General features: G+C 44.2%; 15 protein-coding genes. All 15 read left to right on the forward strand.

Annotation, left to right across the window (positions count from 1 at the left end; translation table 11 throughout):
- The 15 genes from B3C94_RS07475 to B3C94_RS07545 all read left to right on the forward strand — a co-directional run bounded on the left by B3C94_RS07475 (position 1) and on the right by B3C94_RS07545 (position 25,417).
- The gene (locus tag B3C94_RS07475) at positions 1-1,629 is read left to right on the forward strand and encodes a pectate lyase family protein (protein WP_293901342.1); all 1,629 of its coding nucleotides are present in this window, start codon (positions 1-3) and stop codon (positions 1,627-1,629) included.
- Positions 1,630-1,638: 9 nt separating this feature from the next.
- Positions 1,639-4,749: a DUF6298 domain-containing protein gene (locus B3C94_RS07480; protein ID WP_293901345.1), complete on the forward strand. Its 3,111-nt coding sequence runs from the start codon at positions 1,639-1,641 to the stop codon at positions 4,747-4,749.
- 4 nt (positions 4,750-4,753) lie between these two features.
- Entirely contained in the window at positions 4,754-6,154 is a 1,401-nt protein-coding gene (locus tag B3C94_RS07485; RefSeq protein WP_293901348.1) for a glycoside hydrolase family 140 protein, read from the forward strand.
- Complete coding sequence (locus B3C94_RS07490) at positions 6,154-7,083, forward strand: glycoside hydrolase family 43 protein (protein ID WP_293901351.1); 930 nt, start codon at positions 6,154-6,156, stop codon at positions 7,081-7,083. Before B3C94_RS07485 ends, B3C94_RS07490 begins: the two co-directional genes overlap by 1 nt.
- 1 nt (position 7,084) lies before the next feature.
- Positions 7,085-8,917 (forward strand): exo-alpha-sialidase, encoded by a 1,833-nt coding sequence (locus B3C94_RS07495; RefSeq protein ID WP_293901354.1) that lies wholly within the window; start codon positions 7,085-7,087, stop codon positions 8,915-8,917.
- On the forward strand, positions 8,918-10,351 hold the full coding sequence (locus B3C94_RS07500; protein ID WP_293901357.1) for a sialate O-acetylesterase: 1,434 nt from the start codon (positions 8,918-8,920) through the stop codon (positions 10,349-10,351).
- A gap of 12 nt (positions 10,352-10,363) precedes the next feature.
- Positions 10,364-13,141, forward strand: a complete 2,778-nt coding sequence (locus B3C94_RS07505; RefSeq protein WP_293901360.1) for a glycoside hydrolase family 2 protein — start codon at positions 10,364-10,366, stop codon at positions 13,139-13,141.
- The gene (locus tag B3C94_RS07510) at positions 13,141-15,882 is read left to right on the forward strand and encodes an alpha-L-rhamnosidase (protein ID WP_293901363.1); all 2,742 of its coding nucleotides are present in this window, start codon (positions 13,141-13,143) and stop codon (positions 15,880-15,882) included. Before B3C94_RS07505 ends, B3C94_RS07510 begins: the two co-directional genes overlap by 1 nt.
- 4 nt (positions 15,883-15,886) lie before the next feature.
- Entirely contained in the window at positions 15,887-16,525 is a 639-nt protein-coding gene (locus B3C94_RS07515; RefSeq protein WP_293901366.1) for a DUF3826 domain-containing protein, read from the forward strand.
- A gap of 101 nt (positions 16,526-16,626) precedes the next feature.
- Positions 16,627-17,775, forward strand: a complete 1,149-nt coding sequence (locus B3C94_RS07520) for a sialidase family protein (protein ID WP_293901369.1) — start codon at positions 16,627-16,629, stop codon at positions 17,773-17,775.
- On the forward strand, positions 17,756-19,168 hold the full coding sequence (locus B3C94_RS07525) for an acetylxylan esterase (RefSeq protein WP_293901372.1): 1,413 nt from the start codon (positions 17,756-17,758) through the stop codon (positions 19,166-19,168). Before B3C94_RS07520 ends, B3C94_RS07525 begins: the two co-directional genes overlap by 20 nt.
- The gene (locus B3C94_RS07530) at positions 19,165-20,046 is read left to right on the forward strand and encodes a sugar phosphate isomerase/epimerase family protein (protein WP_293901375.1); all 882 of its coding nucleotides are present in this window, start codon (positions 19,165-19,167) and stop codon (positions 20,044-20,046) included. The genes B3C94_RS07525 and B3C94_RS07530 overlap by 4 nt, the downstream gene beginning before the upstream one ends.
- Entirely contained in the window at positions 20,043-21,506 is a 1,464-nt protein-coding gene (locus B3C94_RS07535) for a glycoside hydrolase family 28 protein (protein WP_293901378.1), read from the forward strand. Before B3C94_RS07530 ends, B3C94_RS07535 begins: the two co-directional genes overlap by 4 nt.
- A gap of 39 nt (positions 21,507-21,545) precedes the next feature.
- Complete coding sequence (locus B3C94_RS07540) at positions 21,546-24,281, forward strand: family 78 glycoside hydrolase catalytic domain (protein WP_293901381.1); 2,736 nt, start codon at positions 21,546-21,548, stop codon at positions 24,279-24,281.
- 44 nt (positions 24,282-24,325) lie between these two features.
- The gene (locus B3C94_RS07545) at positions 24,326-25,417 is read left to right on the forward strand and encodes a glycosylase (protein WP_293901384.1); all 1,092 of its coding nucleotides are present in this window, start codon (positions 24,326-24,328) and stop codon (positions 25,415-25,417) included.
- Positions 25,418-25,486 lie beyond the last annotated feature (69 nt).

Here is a 25,486-nt window from a genome sequence, read left to right on the forward strand (position 1 = left end):
ATGAAATCGTTATTTAATCGAAATACCGTGTTACTATTGGGCCTAATAAGCCCAATAGCTACATTGGCCCAATATCCAGTTATTCCAGATTCTTTGAAAAAATTGGCTGCTGAACGGGAAAGTACGGAAAACATACGTTTAGAAAAAGTCTGGGCGGAAGCACAGGAAATTATAAAGAAAGAAGGGAAGCCCTATATTCCTTGGGCTGCCAAACCTAATGACTTACCACAGGCGAAAATTAAGGCATTTCCTGGGGCTGAAGGTGGAGGTGCTTACACTGCCGGTGGCCGGGGTGGAAAAGTTTTTGTTGTGACAAGTCTTGCGGACAGTGGACCGGGAACGTTAAGAGAAGCCTGTGAAGCCGGTGGTGCCCGTATTGTTGTATTTAATGTTGCTGGCATTATTCGACTTGAGAAACCGATTGTCGTAAAAGCACCCTATATTACGATTGCTGGACAGACAGCACCAGGAGACGGAGTGTGTGTTGCTGGTGAATCTTTTCTAATTGATACACACGATGTTATTTTACGCTTTTTACGTTTACGTCGCGGTGAAACTGACGTGACGCGTCGTGATGATGCTGTAGGAGGAAATGTAATCGGCAATATTATGATTGATCACGTATCTGCAAGCTGGGGCTTGGATGAAAATATGTCTATCTACAGGCATGTATACGACCGGGAAGGCAAAAATCTCAAATTACCTACGGTAAATATTACGATCCAGAATTCTATTTTTTCTGAAGCATTAGATGCTTACAACCACGCGTTCGGAAGTACAATAGGCGGATTGAATAGTACCTTTATGCGTAATCTATGGGCTTCAAATATTAGCCGGAATCCATCTATCGGAATGTATGGCGACTTTGGATTTGTCAACAATGTCATTTGGAACTGGTGGAATCGAAGTGCTGATGGCGGAGACAATAAATCCTTATTCAACTTTATCAATAATTACTATAAACCCGGGCCGATTACCCCCAAAGATAAGCCAATTGCCTATCGGATCTTAAAGCCAGAGTCTGGAAGAGATAAAGCGTTTAAAGATCAGTATGGAAAGGTATATGCCCATGGTAATGTAGTAGAAGGTTTTCCAAAGGTTACTGAAAATAACTGGGCTGGCGGAATTCAGATCGAAGACCTAGCGAATGTAGGTAGCCGTGAAAAAGAAATCCGCGTGGATAAAGCTTTTCCAATGGCACCCGTGACCACACTATCCGCACAGGATGCCTACAGCTATGTACTTAAAAATGTTGGTGCATTTTTGCCTAAACAGGATGCTGTTGATCAACGGATCATTAAGCAAGTGTCGGAGAATAAGGTTTATTATGATACAACGAAAGCGCAACATGGATTTGTATCACCATATGTTAAGCGACGCCTCCCAGAAGATTCTTACAAACAAGGAATTATATCGGATATCGCGCAGGTGGGCGGTTATCCAACTTATGTGGGGGAACCTTATCAAGATTCAGACAAAGACGGCATTCCTGACAATGTGGAGAAGAGCATGGGTTTAAATCCCAATGATCCCGGCGATTCGAGAAAAATTGCTAAAAATGGCTATGCCAATATTGAGAATTATTTAAATGGGGTTGTTGCATTAGATGCCGTCGTGCCCAAAAAATAAAAAATAACCATGAGTAAAAGAATGCTGTTCTTTTCTTGTCTCGGACTATATGCCTTCATCTGTACTGCACATGCACAACAAATGAAGGCATATAGTCCTTTGGTATGGGATGAGGGAAAGTTTGTTTACCATGCGGATTCGCTTGGAAACCAAATTCCTGATTTTTCCTATGCAGGATATAAAGGAGGCAACGAAGCTATTCCTACAGGACAGATTGCTGTCGTTGTTCCTGTAAAATCAGGTGATGCGACGCAACGTATACAAGCTGCCATTAACTATGTGTCAATGCTACCGTTGGGTAAAGATGGATTACGAGGAGTGGTGCTTTTACAAGCGGGAGTTTATTCTGTTTCCGGTTCTCTAAAAATAAGTGCCTCAGGTGTTATTCTGCGTGGTAGTGGTTTCACAACAAATGGAACTGTCATCATTGGTGAAGGAACAACAAGAGAAACACTCATCCGTATTCTCGGAAAAGACGATATCACGTTTGCAAAAAAGACAAACGTAACAAGTGCTTACGTCCCTGTCAACGCGCGGGTATTGGATATTGATCATGCAGCTTCCTATAAAGCTGGAGATAAAATTAGGATTACAAGACCTTCCACGCAAGATTGGATTAATCAGCTTGGTACCGATCATTTCGGCGGCGGGATCACTTCTTTGGGTTGGAAGCCTGGGCAACGTGATGTTCATTGGGATAGAACGATTGTCGCTGTGAAAGGCAATCGTATCGAGATCGACGCCCCAATCACAACGGCCTTGGATAAACATTACGGTCAGGCGACCGTCGAACGATATACTTGGAAAGGACGAATCGAAAATGTCGGTATAGAAAATATTGCACTTAAATCTGCTTTCAATGCTAATAACCCGAAAGACGAAGACCATCGCTGGATGGCGATTACTATTGAAAATGCGGAAAACGTATGGGTGCGCCGCATGCAGTTTCAGCATTTCGCAGGATCAGCCGTTTACGCTTTAGCAAGTACCCAAAAATTAACTGTTGAGGATTGTATTTCTCGGGACCCGGTGTCAGAAATCGGTGGACAAAGAAGATATACTTTTTTCACAAAGGGACAACAGACCTTATTTCAGCGGCTTTATTCTGAGCAGGGATATCATGATTTTGCAGTGGGCTACCTGGCAGCAGGGCCAAATGCTTTTGTCCAATGCCAAGCAGTAGAGCCTTTCAGTTTCAGTGGTGGAATAGACAGCTGGGCGTCGGGAGTTCTTTTTGACAATGCAGATATAGATGCGCAGGCACTAAGCTATAAAAACCGAGGTCAAGATGGTCAGGGAGCTGGATGGTCGGCAGCAAATTCTGTATTTTGGCAGTCGACAGCTGGACTTGTAGAGTGTTATCAACCACCAACAGCACAGAATTGGGCTTTTGGGATTTGGTCTCAATTTCAGGGAAATGGTTATTGGGAGCAATCTAATGAATACATTAAGCCAAAAAGTTTGTATTATGCCCAGTTGCGCGAAAGGATTGGCGCGGCTGCTGATGAGCGGGCGGTACTGTTGCCGGTGCTGACCGAAGCGTCCAGTAGTCCGCCCGTCAGTGTTGCCATGGAGTTGACAAAACAATCGATAAACCCAATGATGGAGCTGGTTGATTTTATTACTGAGGCGAACAAGCGTTATACCTTAAATACCACGGCAACTAAGGTAAAAACCATTGATCAGATTGATTATAAAGAGCTCATTCCTCCGAAAAAACAAGCTGATATGCGTGTCGTGAACGGTTGGTTGGTCCGAGGCGATGAAGTACTCGTGGGAGCGAAATCGGATGTGTCCTGGTGGAATGGTAGCGCTCGCCCATATGGCGCCGAGAAAGCAAAACCACATATCACCCGCTATGTCCCTGGAGAAATTGGCAATGGGCTCACCGATGACCTGGATGCCATGACCGATAGCATGCTTCAAAACAATGTATTGGCTATTGATCACAACTACGGACTGTGGTATGACCGCCGCAGGGACGACCACGAGCGTATCCGTCGGATAAATGGGGAGGTGTGGCCTCCGTTTTATGAATTGCCATTTGCACGTAGTGGTCAGGGGTTAGCCTATGACGGCCTGTCTAAGTATGATTTGACAAAGTACAACAAATTTTACTGGGGACGCTTGAAACAATATGCAGATCTAGCAGACCAAAGAGGTTTGGTATTGCTACATCAAAATTATTTTCAACATAATATTATCGAAGCTGGTGCACATTATGCGGACTTCCCATGGCGTGCAGCTAATAATATCAATAATGTCGGATTTCCAGAACCGGTTCCTTATGCTGGTAATAAACGAATTTTCATGGCAGAACAGTTCTACGATATCGATAACCCTGTTCGTCGTTCATTACATCGCGCTTATATCCGTCAATGCTTGGATAACTTTAAAGATAACTCGGGAGTCATTCAGATGATCAGCGCCGAATATACGGGACCCTTACATTTCGTTCAGTTTTGGGTCGACGTAATCAAAGAATGGAAAGCGGAGACAGGTAAAAATCCAATTATTGGTTTGAGTGCAACAAAAGATGTACAAGATGCTATTTTAGCCGATAAAGAACGTGCTAAAGAAATTCAGGTCATTGATATCCGCTACTGGCATTATCAAGCGGATGGAAAGAGCTATGCTCCCCAAGGTGGGCAAAATCTGGCGCCGCGTCAGCATGCACGATTGTTGAAACCAAAGAAAACATCGATGGAGGCCGTTTATAAAGCCGTATCCGAATACCGCACAAAATATCCGGATAAAGCAGTATTATACTTTGCTGACAACTACCCAACGATGGCTTGGGCATCTTTTATGGCAGGTGGCTCTATGGCAAACCTACCTAAGATAGGAAACAACGATTTCTACCGTGCAGCATCGGCGATGAAAGCGACAGAAATCAATGGCGCCTGGTTGCTAAAAGGTAGCCAAGGTCTGATCATTTATAAGGAAAAATCCGATGCAGAAGATATTGATCTATCCGATTATAAAGGTGGTTTTGAAATGACACGCATTAATCCGAAAAACGGAACGATTATCAAAATAGAGAAGATCAATCTCGGGAAGCATATTCATTTGAGCAATTATACAAAAGAGCCAGAAATTATTTGGCTAAATAAGAAATAACAACATGTCTATTCGTAAGAAACTTATACTATTTACAGTTGCAGGAGCACTTTTTTCGTGTACGTCCAATAAAGAGGCGAAGCACCCCACACTTTTGAAAATTTCGGAAAACGGTAGGTATATCATGACCGAAGATGGGAAACCTTTCTTTTGGCTTGGCGATACGGGCTGGTTGCTTTTCAACAAGATGAACCGGGCGGAAGCGGAGCAATACCTGGAGGATCGGAAACAAAAAGGTTTCAATGTCATCCAGGCCATGGTCCTGCATACCGTTCCTTCCGTAAATAGTTATGGTGATTCTTCGCTTGTCAACAAAGATATTTCGAGACCGCTTGTGACCGAAGGGAACAATCCGGATAATGCAACAGCGTATGATTATTGGGATCATGTCGATTACATTATTGATAAGGCAGCTGAAAAGGGACTCTATGTTGCTTTGGTCCCGGTTTGGGGATCACCGGTGAAGGATGGAAAAGTATCAGCTGAGCAAGCAGAAAAATATGCCACGTTTCTTGCGGAAAGGTGGAAAGACCGTCCGAATATCATTTGGTTAAATGGTGGTGATATTAAGGGATCAGATAAGATGGAAGTGTGGGAGAAAATCGGCCAAACAATAAAATCGATCGATCATAACCATTTAATGACTTTTCATCCTAGAGGACGAACGGCTTCTTCGGATTGGTTCCACGATAGACCCTGGCTGGATTTCAATATGGTGCAATCTGGACACCGTACCTACGCTCAGGATACTTCCGCGAATGAACAGAAACATTATGGCGAGGATAACTGGAAGTTTATGGCAGCCGACTGGGATATAAAACCCATTAAACCAACGATCGACGGGGAACCTTCTTATGAAGGCATCCCACAGGGATTACACGATATCACCCAACCGCGCTGGAAAGATGCTGACGTCAGAAGATATGGCTATTGGTCTGTATTTGCTGGTGCATTTGGTTATACCTATGGGCAAAATTCGGTCATGCAGATGCATGGGAAGCAAGATTCCACCTCGGCCTATGGTTCGGATGAGCTATGGAGTTCGGCAATCAATGCGCCGGGTGCGTCACAAATGAAATTTTTGAAGGAGCTTATGCTGTCAAGAGACAATTATTTTGATCGTGTTCCCGATCAGTCTTTAATTGCGGATAATGGTGATAAATACAATCGTTTACTAGCGACAAGAACTGGGAATTGCGCATTTATCTACAATTACAACGGTAGGGAAATGAAAATTAATATGGGAAAAATCAATGGGGACAAAGTAAAAGCGTCCTGGTTTGATCCCCGAAATGGGTCGACCAAAGTGATCGGAGAGTTTGAAAATAAAGGTGTACAAACTTTTGTGCCTGAGGGAGGACAAAAAGATGGAAACGACTGGGTATTGATCTTAGATAGCATTTAATGAGGAATTTGGTCAAATTGTTTATTTTATTTAGTGTGGCATCGATCTTGGCTTCCTGTCAGCGGGATGTTTACCTATTTACCTCGTTCCACGAACCCGCCAATGAAGGTTTGCGCTATCTGTATAGCAAAGATGGCTACCATTGGAATGCGATTAATGGGGTTTATTTAAAACCAAAATTAGGAAAACAGAAAATCATGCGCGATCCGTCGATGATACGGGATAAACAAGGTATTTATCATTTGGTATGGACCATTGGTTGGCAGGGAAATGAAGGAATCGGCTACGCACGTTCAAAAGACTTGATCCATTGGGAAAATCAACAGATCGTTCCAGTGATGCAACAAGAAGCAACCACCGTCAATGTTTGGGCGCCAGAGTTATTTTATGATGATATAGATGACCGGTTTATTATTATTTGGGCTTCCACCATTCCTTATCGCTTCGCAAAAGGCGTAGAAGAAGAGAAAAACAATCACCGCATGTACTATACGACAACAAAGGATTTTAAATCCTTTACGGAGACGAAATTATTTAACGATCCGGGCTTTAGTATCATTGATGCGGTCATTGTCAAAAAAGAGCAAAAGGATTATGTGCTTGTATTAAAGGATAATACGCGGCCCAATCGAAATCTAAAGGTGGCCTTTGCGAAAAATCCATTGGGGCCATTTCAGCAGATCTCTGAGCCTTTCTCGCCGTATTTAAGTGAGGGACCTGCGGTGCTTAAAGTCAAGGATCAATGGTTAATCTATTTCGATTCATATGGTAGCAAAAGCTATGAGGCTGTGTCCACCAAAGATTTTAAGGTCTTCGAAAAAATCAACGACAAGATTTCCGTTCCAGAAGGGCATAAACATGGAACGATCTTCAAAGCGTCCAATAAAGATTTAAAAAATTTGCTTCGGGATGAAGCCAAAAAGAAATAATATGACGATCAAATCAGTATTAGTCAGTCTATCGCTGGCTGCTACAGTGCAACAGGTGGTAGCACAGCAAGATACGGTACGGTATATAGGAAAGACATTATCCAATGTGGATTATCACCATGGACAGCTGACACCTGCTGTGGGTACGCACAATATCCAGGTATTTCGAGCAAACAGAGAATTTCCTGAATTGGCCGGCGGACATCCCTTTACCTATAACCATCAGCCTTTTTTAGCGTATTGGAATGATACTTATTATTTACAGTTTCTGAGCAATCCTGTGGGGGAGCATATCGCGGAAGGAAAAACCTTGTTGTTAACATCAAAAGATGGTCGCAATTGGTCCAGCCCTATAGATCTATTCCCTACTTATCTGGTTCCAGAAGGCTTTACCAAGCCGGGACGAACTGATAAGGCCGGAAAAAACCTGTATGCAATCATGCACCAGCGTATGGGCTTTTATCATGCAAAGAATGATAAATTGCTGACGCTTGCTTATTACGGTGTAGCCCTGGATGCCAAGGACGATCCAAATGATGGGAATGGTCTCGGACGTGTCGTCCGGGAGATCCACAAAGATGGTAGCTTTGGGCCAATCTATTTTATTCACTTCAATGCCTCTTTCGATGAGAAGGGGGCCAAATATCCTTTTTATAAAAAAAGCACGGATAAGGCCTTTATACAAGCTTGTGACGAATTGCTGGGCACGCCACTCATGATGCAGCAATGGGTAGAGGAGTCCGATCGAAACGATCCATTAATTCCTTTGCAGCGTCCGGTAAAAGCGTTTTCCTTTTATCATCTCAATGATGGAAGGGTCGTCGGTTTATGGAAGCATGCATTGACATCGGTGAGTAAGGACAATGGAAAAACCTGGCAATACTCGCCGTTGCGCGCCCCCGGATTTGTGAACAGCAATGCAAAAATCTGGGGACAAAAAACATCCGACGGACGCTACGCAACAGTGTATAACCCATCGGAATTCAGATGGCCCCTAGCCGTATCAACCAGCAATGATGGTTTGAACTATACCGATTTGTTATTGGTTAACGGTGAGATCACCACAATGCGTTATGGCGGTAACTATAAGTCTTATGGACCGCAATATGTTCGTGGTATCGTCGAAGGAAATGGCATGGTTCCCGATCGTAACATGTGGTTGACGTACAGTATGAACAAAGAAGATATTTGGACTGCTGTTGTACCTGTTCCGATCAAGTCTACCGTAGAAGAGGCCGTGAACGATGATTTTGCGAAAAATGCAGGACAAGCCTATAACAACTGGAATATTTATAGTCCATTGTGGGCAAGTGCCAAGGTTGAAGGAAAAGCGTTGGTCTTGCGTGATAAAGATCCTTTTGACTATGCGAAGGCAGATCGTGTGATTCAATCGGCACAAAAAGGCACCATTGAATTTACCGTAACGCCACAACAAAATGATCACGGCTCTTTACAGATTGAGTTGGTGAATGATAGTGGCTTAGCAGCTGCGAGAATTATTATGGATAAAGATGGCATTATAAAAAATAAAGCCGGTTACCGAAATGCTTCGTTGACGAAATATGAGGAGGGAAAAACGTATCACTTTGCATTGACTTTCGATGTGAGCACCCGCTCTTATCAAGTTGCCATTAACGGAGAGGATAAAGGGACAAAGTTATTTTTCCAACCGGTCAGTAATGTGAGCAAAGTGTCGTTCCGTACGGGCGATGTCAGAAGGTTTCCCAATGCGGATACGGAAACAGATCAGGACTTTGATGTCGAAAATGCGGGAGCTTCGGTAAAAGAAGCCACTTATCAGATTACTTCGTTGAAAGCTCAAAAGCTGAAATAAATGAGACGGTTTATTGTACATATAGCTTTATTGGTAGCCGGTTTTTCGGCAAAGGCGAATGTCATATTGCCGAATATTTTTGCGAATCACATGGTTTTGCAGCGCAACCAACCGGTCGCCATTTTTGGTTCAGCGAGCCCTGGCGAGCAGGTAAGCGTAGCTTTTCAAAACCAGTTGAAGACGACAGAAGCCGATCAAAATGGTCGTTGGAAAGTTGAACTAAAAGCCATGCCGGCAAATGCGGTTGGACAGACGTTGACCATCAGGGGAAACAATACGATTGAGCTTAAAGATGTTTTGGTCGGTGAGGTATGGTTGTGCTCGGGCCAATCGAATATGGAATACCAAATGCGTAAAATTGAGAAAGTTAAAGCTCCGTTGAGAGGTACATATTTCCCTAAAAACGAAGTTTCCGAAGCAAACAATCCCGATATTCGAATTTTTTTAGTACGCCGAAAATTTCTGGCCAAGCCGGATGGCCATTATGAGGGCTGGGCTGTAGCCCGGGATTCGGCACTGCGTCAATTTTCTGCACCGGCCTATTTCTTCGGGAAAACGCTACAGCAAGAATTAGGTGTTCCTGTAGGCATTATTTCATCAGCTGTGAGCGGCAGCAGAATCGAGCCCTGGTTCTCCGAAGAATATTGGACAAGTTCACCTTATCTGAAAGATAAAAAGAAAGAAGGCGATCCCGGTAAATTCTTTCATACAATGATTGAACCTTTGGCGCCTTATACCTTAAAGGGATTTGTTTGGTACCAGGGGGAATCCAATACCTTTCTAAAAGAGAATATTAGTTACAGTTATAAAATGAAGGCACTGATCGAAAATTGGCGGACCATTTGGGGAAATTCCAAATTACCGTTTTATTTTACAGAGATTGCGCCATTCTATTATTCATTGGACGAAAAAGGTCATGTCCGAATGCCGAGAACAGTGTTGCCGGAGTTTAGAGAAGCCCAGGATCTGGTTCTCCAACTACCGCATACAGCCCGTATCATTACGACAGATCTGGTCGATGATCCACACGATCTCCATCCAAACTATAAGTGGGAAATCGGCCGTCGCCATGCCCTCCAAGCTTTAAAATATGTCTATCATAAAAATATTGTAGCCGATGGTCCTGAACTACAGGCCGTAAAATATCAAGGCAAACAAGCGAGGGTAAAATTGAGGCATGCTGCCGGATTAAAGTCCGTAGACGGCAAGCCCTTAACATCATTTGAAGTTGCGGGTGAGGATGGCATCTTTTATCCAGCACAGGCTGCTATCAACGGACAGACAGTTGTACTTGAAAGTGACCAGGTACAACAGATCCGTCAGATCCGGTTCGGATGGGACGAAGCTGCCCAGCCCAACCTGGTGAATACCGCTGACCTGCCGGCCGCACCTTTTAGAACAAATAATCCATTACAACATATTAAATTGAAATAGTCTTTAGCGATCATGAACTTGAAAACAAAAATAGCGTTATCCTTACTTTTTTTTGGGACTATGGGATTGCATGTATCTGCCCAAAAAACAGCGAGCCAATACCTCTCTGGAACAGGAAAGGATGATGGTGTGTTATGGGATTTTTATGTGACCGAAGGCTTGAAAGCTGGGAAATGGACTAAAATACCAGTTCCCTCCAACTGGGAACAACAGGGTTTTGGGAAATATAATTACGGCTTCAATAAAGAGGCTGATAAAGGCAAAGAGGTCGGTCACTATAAATATAGATTTAATGTATCCGATGCCTGGAAAGATAAGCAGGTTCGGATAGTTTTTGAAGGTTCGATGACCGATACCGAAGTCAAGATCAATGGTAAGCTGGCCGGCGCTATCCATCAAGGATCATATTATGTTTTCAAATACGATATTACGAAGCTATTGAAATTTGGCGAAGAAAATCTATTGGAGGTCCATGTTGCTAAGCATTCGGCAAACAAGTCGGTGAATGCGGCGGAACGGGAAGGTGACTTCTGGATTTTCGGCGGCATTTTTAGACCGGTCTATTTGGAGGCCTTGCCCCAGCATCATATTGAACGTGTTTCATTGGACGCAAAGGCCGATGGTACATTCCGGGCAAAAATAGCGACAGCGGGAGAAGCGGACGAAATTACGGTTCAACTGCTTGATGCAAAAGGAAAGAAATTTGGAAAACAGCTGAAAGCAAAGCTGTCAGACAAAAACAATTGGCTCGAGGGACAATTTTCAGCTCCGCAATTATGGTCTGCAGAATTTCCGAACTTATATACAGCGCAATTTACCTTGTCGAAAAATGGTAAGGTACAGCACCAGCTGGAGCAAAAATTTGGTTTTCGGACTATAGAAGTCAAAGAACGTGATGGTGTTTATGTCAATGGCGTAAAGGTCCGATTCAAAGGGGTCAATCGGCATGCGTTCGTTCCGGAATCCGGACGGACGACGAGTAAAGAAGTTAGCATTGCCGATGTGAAGCTCATGAAGGAAATGAATATGAACGCTGTCCGGATGGCCCATTATCCACCAGACAATCATTTTCTGGCTGTCTGTGATTCATTGGGTTTATATGTCATGAACGAGATAGCGGGTTGGCACGGACACTACGATAAGGAAGTCGGCACTAAATTATTGCGGGAGATGATGGTCGTATCCGAAAATAATCCGTCTGTTGTTTTCTGGGCAAATGGGAATGAAGGTGGGCATAATCCTGATTTTGACCCCATCTTCGCAGAAGAGGATATTCAAAAACGTGCTGTGATTTATCCTTGGGCCGTACATGACGGTTTTGAAACAACCCATTACCGGGAATATAACTATGGTATTGGTACCTATGATCATGGGCATAATATCATTATGCCGACTGAGTTCTTGCATGGCATGTACGATGGTGGGCATGGTGCCGGGTTGGAGGATTATTGGAAAGCGATGCTTGCCAATCCCCTTGCTGCGGGTGGATTCTTGTGGGATTTTCGTGATCAGGGCATCGTCAGGACGGATAAAGGTGGTATCATAGATACTGACGGAAATCGTGGCCCAGATGGTATAATTGGTCCACACGGCGAAAAGGAAGGAAGCTTCTTTACCATTAAAGAAGTATGGAGCCCTATCTTCTTTGAAAAACGAGAAATTACCAAAGGGTTTGATGGTTCGTTCCATATTGAAAATAGATATTCATTTACCAACGTTAGTCAGTGCGCATTTTCGTACGAACTCAAAAAGTTGGGCGGTTATAATGAGGTTAAGGAAACAAAAAGAGGAACGATTGTCGCGCCCAATATCCGCCCCGGTGATAAAGGGATTTTAAAAGTTGATTTCCCTACAGGTTGGGAAGACTTTGATGTCTTATATATTACCGCAAAAGATGTGCATCAACAGGAACTCTTCACCTGGAGCTTTCCAATTACATTGCCGAATCAGGTGGTAAATAGCCTCCTGAAACCAAATGGAACAGGGGAGATTGCCGTACAGGAGACCGCGAATGCCTATCTGGTGAAAGCGAATGGTATTAGCTATCAAATCAATAAGACAAGCGGATTGCTGGAGCAGGTTCAAAATGCCAAAGGAGTAATTCCTTTCAAAAACGGACCGGTTTTGCAGGAAGCGGCGACAAATTATAAGAATTTCAAATTGGACCGTGAGGATGGAAAGGTGATTATCGCATCTACTTTTGATAAAAAAGATAGTTACAATACCTTGCGTTGGGAAATCCTTTCTTCGGGACAGTTGAAAATGCATGTTCAATATTTTCCTGAAAGTTATTTTACACGTTTTGTTGGGGTGAATTTCGATTTTCCAGAAGATCAAATCGAAGGTGTTGAATATCGAGGAATGGGCCCTTATCGGGTTTGGAAAAATCGGATGAAAGGGAATCAGTTTGGCGTTTGGAAAAAGAAGTACAATAACACGGCAACGGGCGAATCGCCATTCGAATATCCCGAATTTAAAGGGTACCATGCCAATATGTACTGGACCAAATTTATCGGAAAGGATCAAAGTTTCCGCGTATTTACAGATCGGGAGGATGTGTTTCTGCGTTTATATACGCCAAAAGAACAGCAAGATACCGAATGGAAAAACATGGAACCTACTTTTCCGAAAGGCGATATTTCTTTTATGAATGGTATTTCAGCCATCGGCACGAAAACACAAAAGCCAGAAACGACCGGGCCTATGGGCATGAAGCACGTTTACTACGATTTTGAGAAGGAACCGAGCCGGGCGCTGCATATGGTCCTCTATTTTGATTTTGAAAACTAATGAAAGCAGGAACTGTCATATCTACTGTAATGGTCTTCTTGTCGATCTTGTGGCATCAAGCTACAGCACAGATCACTGTTGCAAACCTGCGGACTGAATTACGTTCGAATCCGATCGGTATAGATGTCATTGCTCCAAGACTGAGCTGGCAATTGCAGGGCAGTGAGCGGTCTATCCGACAAGAAGCCTATCAGGTACTTGTTGCTTCCTCACAAGAAAAACTGGATCAGAATATCGGCGATTTTTGGGATTCTGGGAAACAACTTTCGAATAATTCCACGTATGTTATTTATGCAGGCAGCGCTCTGCAGAGCCGCATGGAAGTGTTCTGGAAAGTAAAAGTGTATACGAATAAGGGTGAAAGTAGCTGGTCTGAGCCGGCTGGTTGGACTATGGGACTGCTGTATTACAAGGATTGGACAGGACGCTGGATTGGTTTTGATCAGTATTTCCCATCAGACAATGAAAAGACTGGTCAATTGGCTGCCCGTTATTTCAGAAAGGAATTTACAACAACCAAGCAGATAAAACAGGCTACAGCCTATGTGATGGGGCTCGGACTTTATGAGTTATATCTTGACGGCAAGAAGATAGGGGATCAAGTACTGGCTCCAGTGCCTACGGATTATACCAAAAGCATTAAATATAATGTTTTGGATGTAACAAAATCACTTTCGCAGGGTAAACATGCGCTTGGTGTCATTTTGGGAAATGGACGGTTTTATGCCATGCGTCAAACAAAACCTTATAAAGTAAAAACCTTTGGATTCCCAAAATTGCAGATGCAGCTTATGCTGACTTATACGGATGGTTCAACAGAGGTCATTAAGACCGATGATTCGTGGAAAGGAACGACCGAAGGACCCATAACGGCAAATAACGAATATGACGGTGAGAATTATGATGCCAGAAAAGAACTAACGGGTTGGGCAAATCCGGATTATGACGATAAAACATGGTTAAAGGCTGCTTTTGTGCAGGAGCCCGGTGGCAATTATGAAGCGCAGTCGGAAGGTATGAAGGTGATGCGAGATATGGCACCAGTTTCGATCGTCAAAAAGTCCGAAGGAAAATACATCCTTGATTTCGGACAGAATTTCTCGGGTTGGGTAAAGATGACGGTGTCCGGTACGCGTGGAACTGCGGTGACACTGCATTTTGCAGAATCTTTGACGGAAGAAGGTGAATTATTTACGACCAATTTACGTGACGCGAAAGCAACGGACCATTATGTATTAAAAGGTGGCGGAAAGGAAACCTGGGAGCCGCGATTTACCTATCATGGATTTCGTTATGTCGAAGTCAGCGGCTATCCGGGTATAGCTTCAAAAAGTAATTTTGTTGGCCGCTTTGTCTACGACGATATACCCGATGCGGGAACTTTTGTGTCTTCCAACACACTCATCAATCAGATCCATCAAAATGCATGGTGGGGTATCGCTTCCAATTACAAAGGTATTCCGGTAGATTGTCCACAACGCAATGAGCGTCAGCCCTGGTTGGGGGACCGTCCAGTTAGTGCATACGGTGAGAACTTCCTCTTTGATAACGCCAATTTTTATCATAAATGGCTCGAAGATATTCGGCTGTCCCAAAAGGAAGATGGTGCGTTACCGGATGTTGCACCGGCCTTCTGGCGCTACTATAGTGATAATATCAGCTGGCCAGGAACATACCTATTTATCGCCGATATGCTCTATCAGCAGACTGGCGATCTGCGCATTTTGGAAAAACATTATCCGGCCATGAAAAAATGGATGGATTATATGCAGGCCCGTTATACAGGCCATGGTGGTATCATTACCAAAGATAGTTATGGAGATTGGTGCTTTCCACCGGTAACCGTCGAAGCCGGAAGAGGAAAGATCGCCGATAAAAAATATCCAAGCGCATTGATAGCGACATCTTATTACTATCATTTGCTACAAATGATGAGCCGATTTAGTGTCCTCGTCGGCAACGAACAGGATCAAGCTAACTTTTTGGATCGTGCAGCGAAGATGAGAGTAGCATTTAATGCCGCGTTCTATCACGATGCAGGATATTATGGTAGCAATTCATTGACTGATAATTTATTGGCGCTATCTTTTGGCTTAGTCGAAGATACAAACAAAGAAAAGCTCAGCAACCGGATTGTGGAAATTGTCGAAAAAGAAAATCGGGGGCATCTGAGTACAGGACTTATCGGAACACAATGGATTATGCGCACGCTGACCAAAATAGGTCGTGTGGATCTTGCCTATAAAATTGCAACCAATAAGACCTATCCTTCCTGGGGTTATATGGTCGAAAATGGGGCCACAACAATTTGGGAGTTGTGGAATGGCAATACAGCCCATCCCAAGATGAATTCACAAAATCATGTGATGATGTTGGGCGATCTCTTGGTATGGCTCTATGAGGATTTGGCGGGTATCAAATCAAAGGAGCATGCCTTTCAGACTGTTGTCATGAAACCGCAGGTCGTAGCAGGGTTGGATCATGTGGATGCAAGCTACAAAAGTGTTTATGGAACCATTCAATCCAATTGGAGCAAAAGCAAATCGCTTTTTGAATGGCAGATTTCTATTCCGGCCAATACCAAAGCAGAGATTTATCTGCCCACAACGGTACTGTCATCTATCCTGGAAAGCAACCGAAAATTAAAAAACGATAAAGATATTCAGATCCTACGACAGGAAAAATTAGGCACTTGGTTTATGATTGGATCCGGAGATTACCAGTTCAGCATTAAATTATAACAATATGAAAAAGGTCTTATCAATTTTTATACTAAGTCTACTGCTGAGGAGCCTGTATGCGCAGGACAATTCAACGGAGCAGAAAAAATCGCAGGAGTGGATTGCAGAGCTCAAGCTTGCCAATCCGGCAAAAGAAGAAAAGATCAAAAGCTTGATCTTTAGTCATCTGATAGCCGTGAAAGAGTGGCACAATAGCCATCCGTTTAGTACTGTTCCAGCAGGAATAAATCCGTACACGGGCGAAAAATTAAGTGATATGGACCGTTCCATTATTGCAGATTCAGCGCAGCCTGATTCTATACACAACAACTTGATGGCTGGTTTGCGTCAAGAGCTTGAAGAGCAACAGGTTGCTTTTATCTTGGACAAATACACGATCGGAAAAGTTGATTTCACCTTAAAAGGATATAAGGCAATTGTCCCAGATCTGACAGCAGTTGAGGAACAGACCATCCGTAAAAATTTAGAAGAAGCCCGCGAAAAAGCAATAGATTATAAAGGGATTAAGCAAGTTTCTGCCATTTTTGAAATTTACAAAAATAAATGTGAGGCTTACTTAAATGCCAACGGCCGCAACTGGCGTCAATTATTCAAAGATTATGTGGCAAAGGTAAAAGCCGAAAAAGAAAAGCAACAGAAATAGACTTGAGTTTACCAAATCAATTCCAATAAAAAACAAACATCGTATGCGTTGGTAGGGGAAAAACCAGTTAAGATGCATACGTATAAATTATCGATAAACAGATGAAGATAAAGATCAAATTGGCAACAGCCCTATTGTTTTTATGCTCCTTGAGTTCTTACGGACAAAATCCGACATTAAAAGAATGGCAAAAAGGGGTCATAAAAGATGAGTTTATTTATGATACAGCATCTTTCCCTTCCTGTCATTCCGCTACCATGGCAGAGACCGATCAAGGTTTGGTTTATGCCTTTTTTGGTGGAACGAAAGAACGTCATCCCGATGTGGAGATCTATGTGAGTAGATTTGAAAACGGAAACTGGTTAGCGCCGGTGTCGGCAGCGGATGGTGTACAACCGGATGGCAAGCGCTTGCCGACCTGGAACCCAGTTTTATATCAAATACCTAACGGAGATCTCTTGTTATTCTATAAAATTGGGCCTAAACCATCGGAATGGTGGGGCATGCTCAAACGCTCCAAAGATGGCGGTAAGACCTGGTCTGCTGCCGAAAAGTTGCCTGAGGGCTTTATTGGACCGGTGAAAAATAAGCCTGTTCTTTTGCAAAATGGCACCTTGCTGAGTCCTTCAAGCACCGAAGGAAATGGTTGGAACATACATTTTGAGGCGAGTTCGGATTTTGGTAAGACCTGGCGTAAAATAGGGCCGATTGCCCGTGGCGCGGATAATCTGGATGCCATACAACCGAGCATACTTGACCACGGAAATGGTCAGTTGCAAATATTAGCGCGCACACGCAACCGTGCGGTTGTGACATCCTGGTCAAAGGACTGGGGTGAGCACTGGACCCCACTGGAAAAAACGACGCTCCCCAATAATAATTCGGGTACGGATGCCGTAACGCTAAAAGACGGACGGCATGTATTGGTGTATAACCACGTGCTTCCGGAAGGTAACTTAGCCAAAGGGGCGCGTACACCATTGAATGTGGCTTTTTCCAAAGATGGCAAGCAGTGGCAGGCCGCACTTATACTCGAGGATTCGCCGATCAGTCAGTATTCTTATCCTGCAGTGATTCAAACGAAAGATGGGCTACTGCATTTTGGCTACACCTGGCGTAGAAAGAAAATGAAACATGTCGTCGTAGATCCGAAGAAAGTGAAATTAATCCCAATTGAGGACGGCATCTGGCCAACAAAAAAAGGATATAAAAAACCAGACCCTAATGCATATGTTAAGGAAGAAGATTAAGTTCGTCTGTGCAGTCTGCTTGTTTTTTGTCTCGCTTGTTGTCCAGGGGCAGGACAGCTTACTCAATTATGAACATAAATTTAAGCAACCCCTGGAAAAAGTTCTGGCAATGATGCAAGAACGGTATCAGGTCAAGATCAAATATGATCCACGCAATGTCAAAGACATTATGGTGGACTACGCACCTTGGAAGTTTAGGGCAGATCTTGTGGGCACAGAAATCAATTTGCTGTATCCCTTGGGTTTTAAACTGCAGGAGGAAGCCAAGCCCGATACCTATAAATTAAAATCATACGAATATAACCGCTGGAAACCACAGGAGGGTTGGGATTTTTTGAGCTTACTGTCCAAAAAATATACGGATCAGGCAAGTTGGGAAAAGAGAAGAGATCAATTGCGTGTTGCGTTGAGACAAGCGATGTACTGGGATAAGCTGCAAAGTATACCGAATCAACCGATTCGCCTGGGCAAGGTACGTCGCTATGCGGATTACCAAGTTCAGAATTTTGCCTTAGAAATTATACCGGGAGTCTATATCAATGGCAGTATCTATTCGCCGCTCAAGCAAAAGAAAAATATACCTGTGGTGCTCTCTCCTGATGGCCATTGGCCGCAGCAGCGTTATCGTTCGGACGCGCAGAAGAGATTTATCACCTTGGCTCGACTGGGCTGTATGGCTGTAAGCTATGACCTATTTGCCTGGGGCGAATCCCTATTACAGTTTGCGTCGACGGATCATCGTAGCAGTGAGGCTATGTTGATGCAGACCTGGGGTGCAGCGCGTATTTTAGATTATGTCATGGGTTTACCACAGATCGATCGAAGCAGGATAGGCATTAGTGGCGGATCGGGTGGAGGTAGTCACAGTATTTTAATGGCTGCTTTAGACGATCGCTTTACGTTGGTCGCCCCTGTCGTGGCAATGTCCTCCTACTTCTTTGGTGGCTGCCCCTGTGAGAGTGGACTGCCCGTACATTTTGTCTGTGGCGGGACCAATAATGTCGAACTGGCTGCGATGACAGCGCCCAAACCACAGCTGATCATCTCCGATGGACAGGATTGGACGAAGGAGACCGCTATTAACGATTTTCCATACCTGCAACATATTTATGGTTATTATGGGCAGCAAAATCAGGTGCAACACGCACATTTCCCCGATGAAGGCCATGATTTTGGCTATAACAAAAGGCAGGCACTCTACAAATTCCTGCTCGATCATTTTCATTTAGATCAAGCTAAAGCTGCCGATATCATCGCGGAGACCGGTATTCAGATCGAGCCGGAGGAATTATTATACAGTTTTGGAAAGAAGGGGGAAAACTTACCAAAAAACGCGATTCGTGGGATGGAACAATTGAAAGCATTGTTAAAATCATATCAGATTGAACTATGATGAACCGAAAAAAATTTATATGCGATACCTTGGCCTTAATTGGTGTAGCAGCGCTGCCTTCTGCTGTCTTTGCCGCACCTAAGCAGCGTTACAATGTCGCCGTAATTGATCTGATGATTTTAAAGCGGCAAAAACTAAGTGCATTTGACCTGGCAAAAGAAATAGGAGCGGATGGGTTGGAAGTTGATATGGGCGGATTGGGCAACCGGATTACTTTTGATAGTAAGTTGGGCGATCCTGCGCAACGGAAGGCCTTTCTTGACAAAGCAAAGGAAACCGGAATAACGATCTGTTCGTTGGCCATGACCGGCTTTTATGCACAGTCTTTTGCTACGCGGCCGACTTATCAGCAGATGGTAGGGGATTGTTTGGACACTTGTCAGAAAATGGGAATTAAAGTGGCTTTTTTGCCCTTAGGCGTGACATGCGACTTGGTTAAATATCCCGAACTGCGACCTGCTATCGTCGAGCGTCTTCGTATAGTAGGTGAAATGGCAAAAAAGGCCGGTGTGATCATCGGGATTGAAACAGCATTGGATGCAAAAGCTGAGGTTGATCTTTTAAAGGAAATTGGGTCCAAACATATTCAAATCTATTTTAATTTTTCCAATCCGTTGAAAGAAGGGCGTGATCTGATTCAGGAGCTGACTATTTTAGGAAAGAAGCGGATCTGTCAGATTCACTGTACGGATGAAGATGGTGTATGGCTCGAAAACAACAAACGACTGAATATGCCTTTGGTAAAACGGACCTTGGACCGTATGGGCTGGCGCGGTTGGCTCGTGATCGAGCGATCTCGCGATGCTAATCTATCACCACGTGCCGTCAAAGAAAATTTTGGTGCAAATACACGTTACGTAAAACAGCTGTTTCAATGAAATTAAACTGGATAATATCGCTTGTCGTAGTAGTAATGGGCATGCAGGGATGTCGAAGTCTTCTGGTTGAAAAGCAACTGGATAAGAATCTTTTGCGTGCCGATCAAGTAGGGGCTGGACAGATGCCCGCTGAGCCAGAAAAGGTGCAATCCCCTTTTACGACATGGAATGTCCAGCGGCCAACATTTCCGATGCGACAAGATACGGTATTGCCGAATGACGATATTCAGGGTAAGCTCAATCAGCTTGCTGCACAGGGTGGTGGGACTTTGATATTGAAAGGGCATCATCATACCGGACGGATTACGCTGAGATCCCATATTAATCTACAACTGGATGCGGGTTCAGTATTAGAATTTGAAAGTGAAATTGAGGACTTTCTTCCAGTAGTGTTTACACGGAACGAAGGGGTAGAATTATATAGTTTGGGAGCCTGTATTTATGCCAATGGGGCAGAAAACATTGCCATCACGGGATCCGGTAGAATTATTGGCCCCGGTGAAGGCAGCGTCCGGAATAAAACCATGACGCATGACGTCATTGAAAATATTGTCGACAGTAAGCGGCCTGTCGAGCAGCGGATCTACGATGGAAGGACCGCAGATTTTATCTTTCCACCGGCACTCATAGCACCTATTAACTGCAAAAGGGTCTGGATTGAAGGTGTATCGCTCGAGCGTACCGCTTTTTGGAATATCGTGCCCACTTATTGTGAGGATGTCGTGATCCGTGGGGTACATATACAGTCAATGGGTATACCACGTGGGGATGGGATCGATATTGAATCGTGCAACCGTGTACTTGTGGAGTACTGTACCCTGAATACCGGCGACGACTGCATTGCCGTGAAAGCAGGACGTGGGTATGATGGACTTCGGGTGAACAGACCTTCGCAGGATATTGTTGTCCGCTATTGTTTTTCGGAAAAAGGTCATGGTGGATTTACGATCGGTAGTGAGACTGCCGGCATGGCCAAGCACGTGTATGTCCATGATTGTGTGTTTGGAAAAACCAATGTTGGTATCCGTTTTAAGACCAGAAGGCCACGGGGTGGTGGCGGATCTGATATTTACTTTGAGCGTATCCGGATGCAGGAGGTGGAATCAGCTTTACGCTGGGATATGTTGGGACAAGCCCAACATGTGGGCAATCAGGCTAGTCGTGATTTTAAAGTTCAGAAGAACGCTCTGACACCACGTTTCTCGGATATCCAAATAAAGGATATCTATATTGATGCGGCTAAAAATTGTATTAAGATCGAAGGTATTCCGGAGTCTGTTTTGGAAAACGTATCTATTGATCGCGTTTTTGGACGTGGTGACCAGTATTTGTCGATTAAGGATGCTAAAAATATCAAGATTAAAAATAGTGTTTTTGTGTGTAAAGATACCAGTATCTCAACAACCAATGTTTTGGGGCTGATACAAGATCGCGTACGTGTCATCACGGAATCGCCCTAATCGTTGGTTATGAATACAGTCGGGGAAAAAAGAAAAAGAATGAAGAATATTTTAAAACAGGGAATCGTTTTAGGAAGCATTTTCCTGTTATTGCTAGCTATGCCCCTAGTTGGTATGGCCAAGTTATCAGTAACGCGTGTTTTGATAGAAGGACGCGAAAACCCATTGGGTATAAATACATTAAAGCCTTCATTTAGCTGGCAATTGCACAGCGATAAATTTGATGTGCAACAACAGGCTTATCGTATCGAGGTCAGTAAAAGTGCTCGTTTTGCGAAGCAGGATTTGCTTTGGGATTCCCAATGGGTAGCGGCAGAGCAATCCCTAAATTTGTTATACCAGGGAAATCCTTTAGCTACAGGTACAAGTTATTACATCAGGATACACGTTCGTGATAATAAAAAGGAGACGGCCACAAGTGCGGTGCAACGGTTCCACACAGGGTTATTGCAAGCCCAAGACTGGGGCAATGCAAAGTGGATTGCAAAAGATATATTACCGGATTCGTTGGTCAATCCACTGCCACTAAGCTCCAGTAAGCTCCGCCTGGATAAAAGTTATGACCTTCCGGTTTTCCGGAAATCGGTTCAGCTGAAAAAGAAAATCAGTTCGTCAATCGCTTATGTGGCAGGCCTGGGACATTACGAGTTGCTATTGAACGGCAAGCGGGTAGATGATGCGGTATTACAGCCGGGCTGGACGAAATACGATAAAGAAGCCTATTATGTAGTTTACGATCTTACAGAAGCCTGGCGACAGGGAAAGAATACGATCGCAGCCCTATTAGGAAATGGGTTTTATTATATTCCACCAATTAAAGGCCGATTTCAAAAACATAAAGTGGCTTTTGGCCTGCCAAAGCTTAAACTTAAGATCGTCAATACCTACACGGACGGGACGCAAGAAATCATTGTTAGTGATGCCGGCTGGAAAACACATCGGTCGCCAATTACTTTTTCCAGCATGTATGGAGGCGAGGATTATGATGCACGGATTTTGCCTGAGCATTGGTCAGCTCCTGCTTACGATGACCGCAGCTGGCAGCAAGCGCTCATAACGGATGGACCACATCTACGGGCACAGGATATCGATCCGGTGAAAATTATGCAGCGCTTCGCACCCGTTGGATTACAGCAGGCTGATGGGGGGAAACGGATCACCTATGATTTTGGACAGAATGCATCAGGCATTGTCACCATGCAAATGACCGGACAAGCGGGAGATACGGTACGAGTGTATCCGGCCGAATTGCTGACTGCGGATGGACGCCCTAGTCAAAAACATTCAGGAAGCCCCTATTATTATCAATATATTTTTGCAAAAGATGGGACGGTATCCTGGCAGCCACGTTTTACGTATTATGGATTTCGTTATGCCGAAGTTCAGTTGCATCCTGCCGGTAGCAAAGCGGTTCGGATGGATGCGATACAGTTGGCCCATATCCGGAATAGTACGGCGCAGGTAGGAAGCTTTCAAAGCTCCGATACGCTATTTAATCAGATCCATGGATTGATCAATTGGGCCATTAAGAGTAATATGGTCAGTGTCTTTACCGATTGTCCACACCGCGAAAAATTGGGCTGGCTGGAGCAGCTACATTTAATGGGGCCTTCGGTACAATTTAACTTTGATGCTGAACGCCTGTTTGCCAAGTCGCTGCGAGATATGCGACAATCTCAGACAAAGGATGGTCTGGTTCCTGAAATAGCGCCCGAATATGTACAGTTTGACTGGGGGGGCGATATGTTCAGGGACTCACCCGAGTGGGGGAGCAGCTCGATTATCCTGGCCTGGTATGCCTATCGCTGGTATGGAAACAAGGCTTTTCTTGCCGATAATTATGCTATGATGACCCGTTACATCGATTATTTGGGCACAAAGGCGAAGGGGCATATTTTGACACAGGGCTTGGGTGACTGGTATGATTTGGGACCAGAGCGTCCCGGTGTTTCCCAGCTGACTACCCCGGGAATCACGGCTACGGCAATCTATTACTATGACCTCAAACTGATGAAAGAAATTGCTACGCAGCTTGGAAAAAAAGAAGATGCCAAAAAATTTGAGACGTTACAGCAGGCTGTATTCAAAGCGTTCAATCAGCAATTTTATCGACCTAAGGGGCATAGTTACGGCTCCGGTAGTCAGACGGCGTTGGCTATGCCGCTCTACGTTGGTTTAGTACCCCAGGAGGCCGAACAGGCAGTCTTTGACAGATTAACAAAAACGGTCTGTCAAAACGATACGGCGTTGACAGCCGGAGATATCGGTCACCGTTACCTATTACAGGTGTTGCAAGCCCACAACCGTGATGATCTGATCTATGCCATGCATCACCGTGATGACAGGCCCGGATATGGTTATCAGCTGCGAAAAGGTGCCACGGCACTGACCGAGTCCTGGGCGGGCCTTTCAAACGTCTCCAATAATCATTTTATGCTCGGACACCTGATGGAATGGTTTCATACCGGTCTGGGTGGCATACAGCAAGCTGCAGGTTCTACCGCATTTAAACATTTTCGAATCGAACCCAAAATGCTGGACCTGCTGAAGGATTGCGAAATAAGATTTGAAAGCCCTTATGGGAAGATCTATTTTAACCGGGAACAAGCGGAAGTGTACACGTTGGAGATCCCTGTCAATAGCCAATGTACCTTGGTATTGCCAAAGGGAACTTATCAGGTCAATGGAAAGGCTATGGAGGCCCAAACGGTCAATGTAAAAGAAAACCATGTTGAATTGCAATTGGGTTCGGGAAAATATACCATTAGACAATAACGTAAATAGTTCAGATTGTACTAACGAAGAAAAAGAGTAGACAGATGAAAAGATTAATGCTATTGCTATCCATTGCTTTGGTCGGCCCTAAATTAAAGGCTCAGACTCCGGCAGTTTCCAGTGCGGAAATGACAAAAATTTATGAAGAAGTAAAGACGCCTTACAAATATGGGCTCGTGTTGGTCCCAAAGCGTAAAGGTGAGCTGATGGATTGTCCGACCATTTATAAGGAAGGAAAATATTGGTATATGACCTATATTGTGTTTGATGGAAGTGGTTATGAGACCTGGCTGGCGCAGAGCTCGGATCTTTTGAACTGGAAGACCTTGGGGAAACAACTCTCCGTGGCACCAGATGGCAGCTGGGATGCTAAGCAGCGAGCAGGATACAATGCCTTGGTAGATACAAAATGGGGCGGGAAGTATAAGCTCAACAGCTACGCTGGAAAATACTGGATGTCATATTTCGGTGGTTCCACAGCTGGTTACGAACCTGAGCCGCTGGCGATTGGAATGGCTTATACAACTAAAAAACCAACACAACCTGTGGAATGGCAACGGTTGTCCAAGCCCGTGTTGACCAGTACGGATCCGGATGTTTCCTGGTGGGAAAATCGGCATAAGCTATTCAAAAGCTATGTGATTGAGGATCCTAATAAACAGACGGGGCATCGCTTCGTGATGTATTACAATGCCGTAGGGGACTCCTTGGCAAACAACAAACCCACTCGTTGGTACGAACGTATCGGTATGGCTGTGTCAGATGATATGGAAAACTGGAAGAGGTTCCAGCCGAACCCTGTGGTTCACCATCCGGTAGGAATTACGGGAGACCCTATGATTCAGCGGATCCATAATACTTGGGTCATGTTTTATTTTGGCGCATTCTGGAAAGACCGTAAAGGGGCATTCAATCGCTTTGCGGCATCCAAGGATTTAATCCACTGGACCGATTGGGAAGGTGCCAACCTGATTGAATCAAGTGAAAGTTTTGATCAGCAATACGCCCACAAATCTTTTGTGCTGAAAACGGAGGGAGTTGTTTATCATTTTTATTGTGCCGTTGATAGTAAAGGTAACCGTGGTATTGCCGTGGCAACTTCCAAGGATCTGGGCAAGAGTCAGGTTAGTTTTTAAACCGAAGGCAGGATGCATGCCTCAATATAGATTAATGAATAAAGAAACATGCACTACTATCATTGACAG

The organism is Sphingobacterium sp. UBA5670 (assembly GCF_002420705.1).
Lineage (GTDB): Bacteria > Bacteroidota > Bacteroidia > Sphingobacteriales > Sphingobacteriaceae > Sphingobacterium.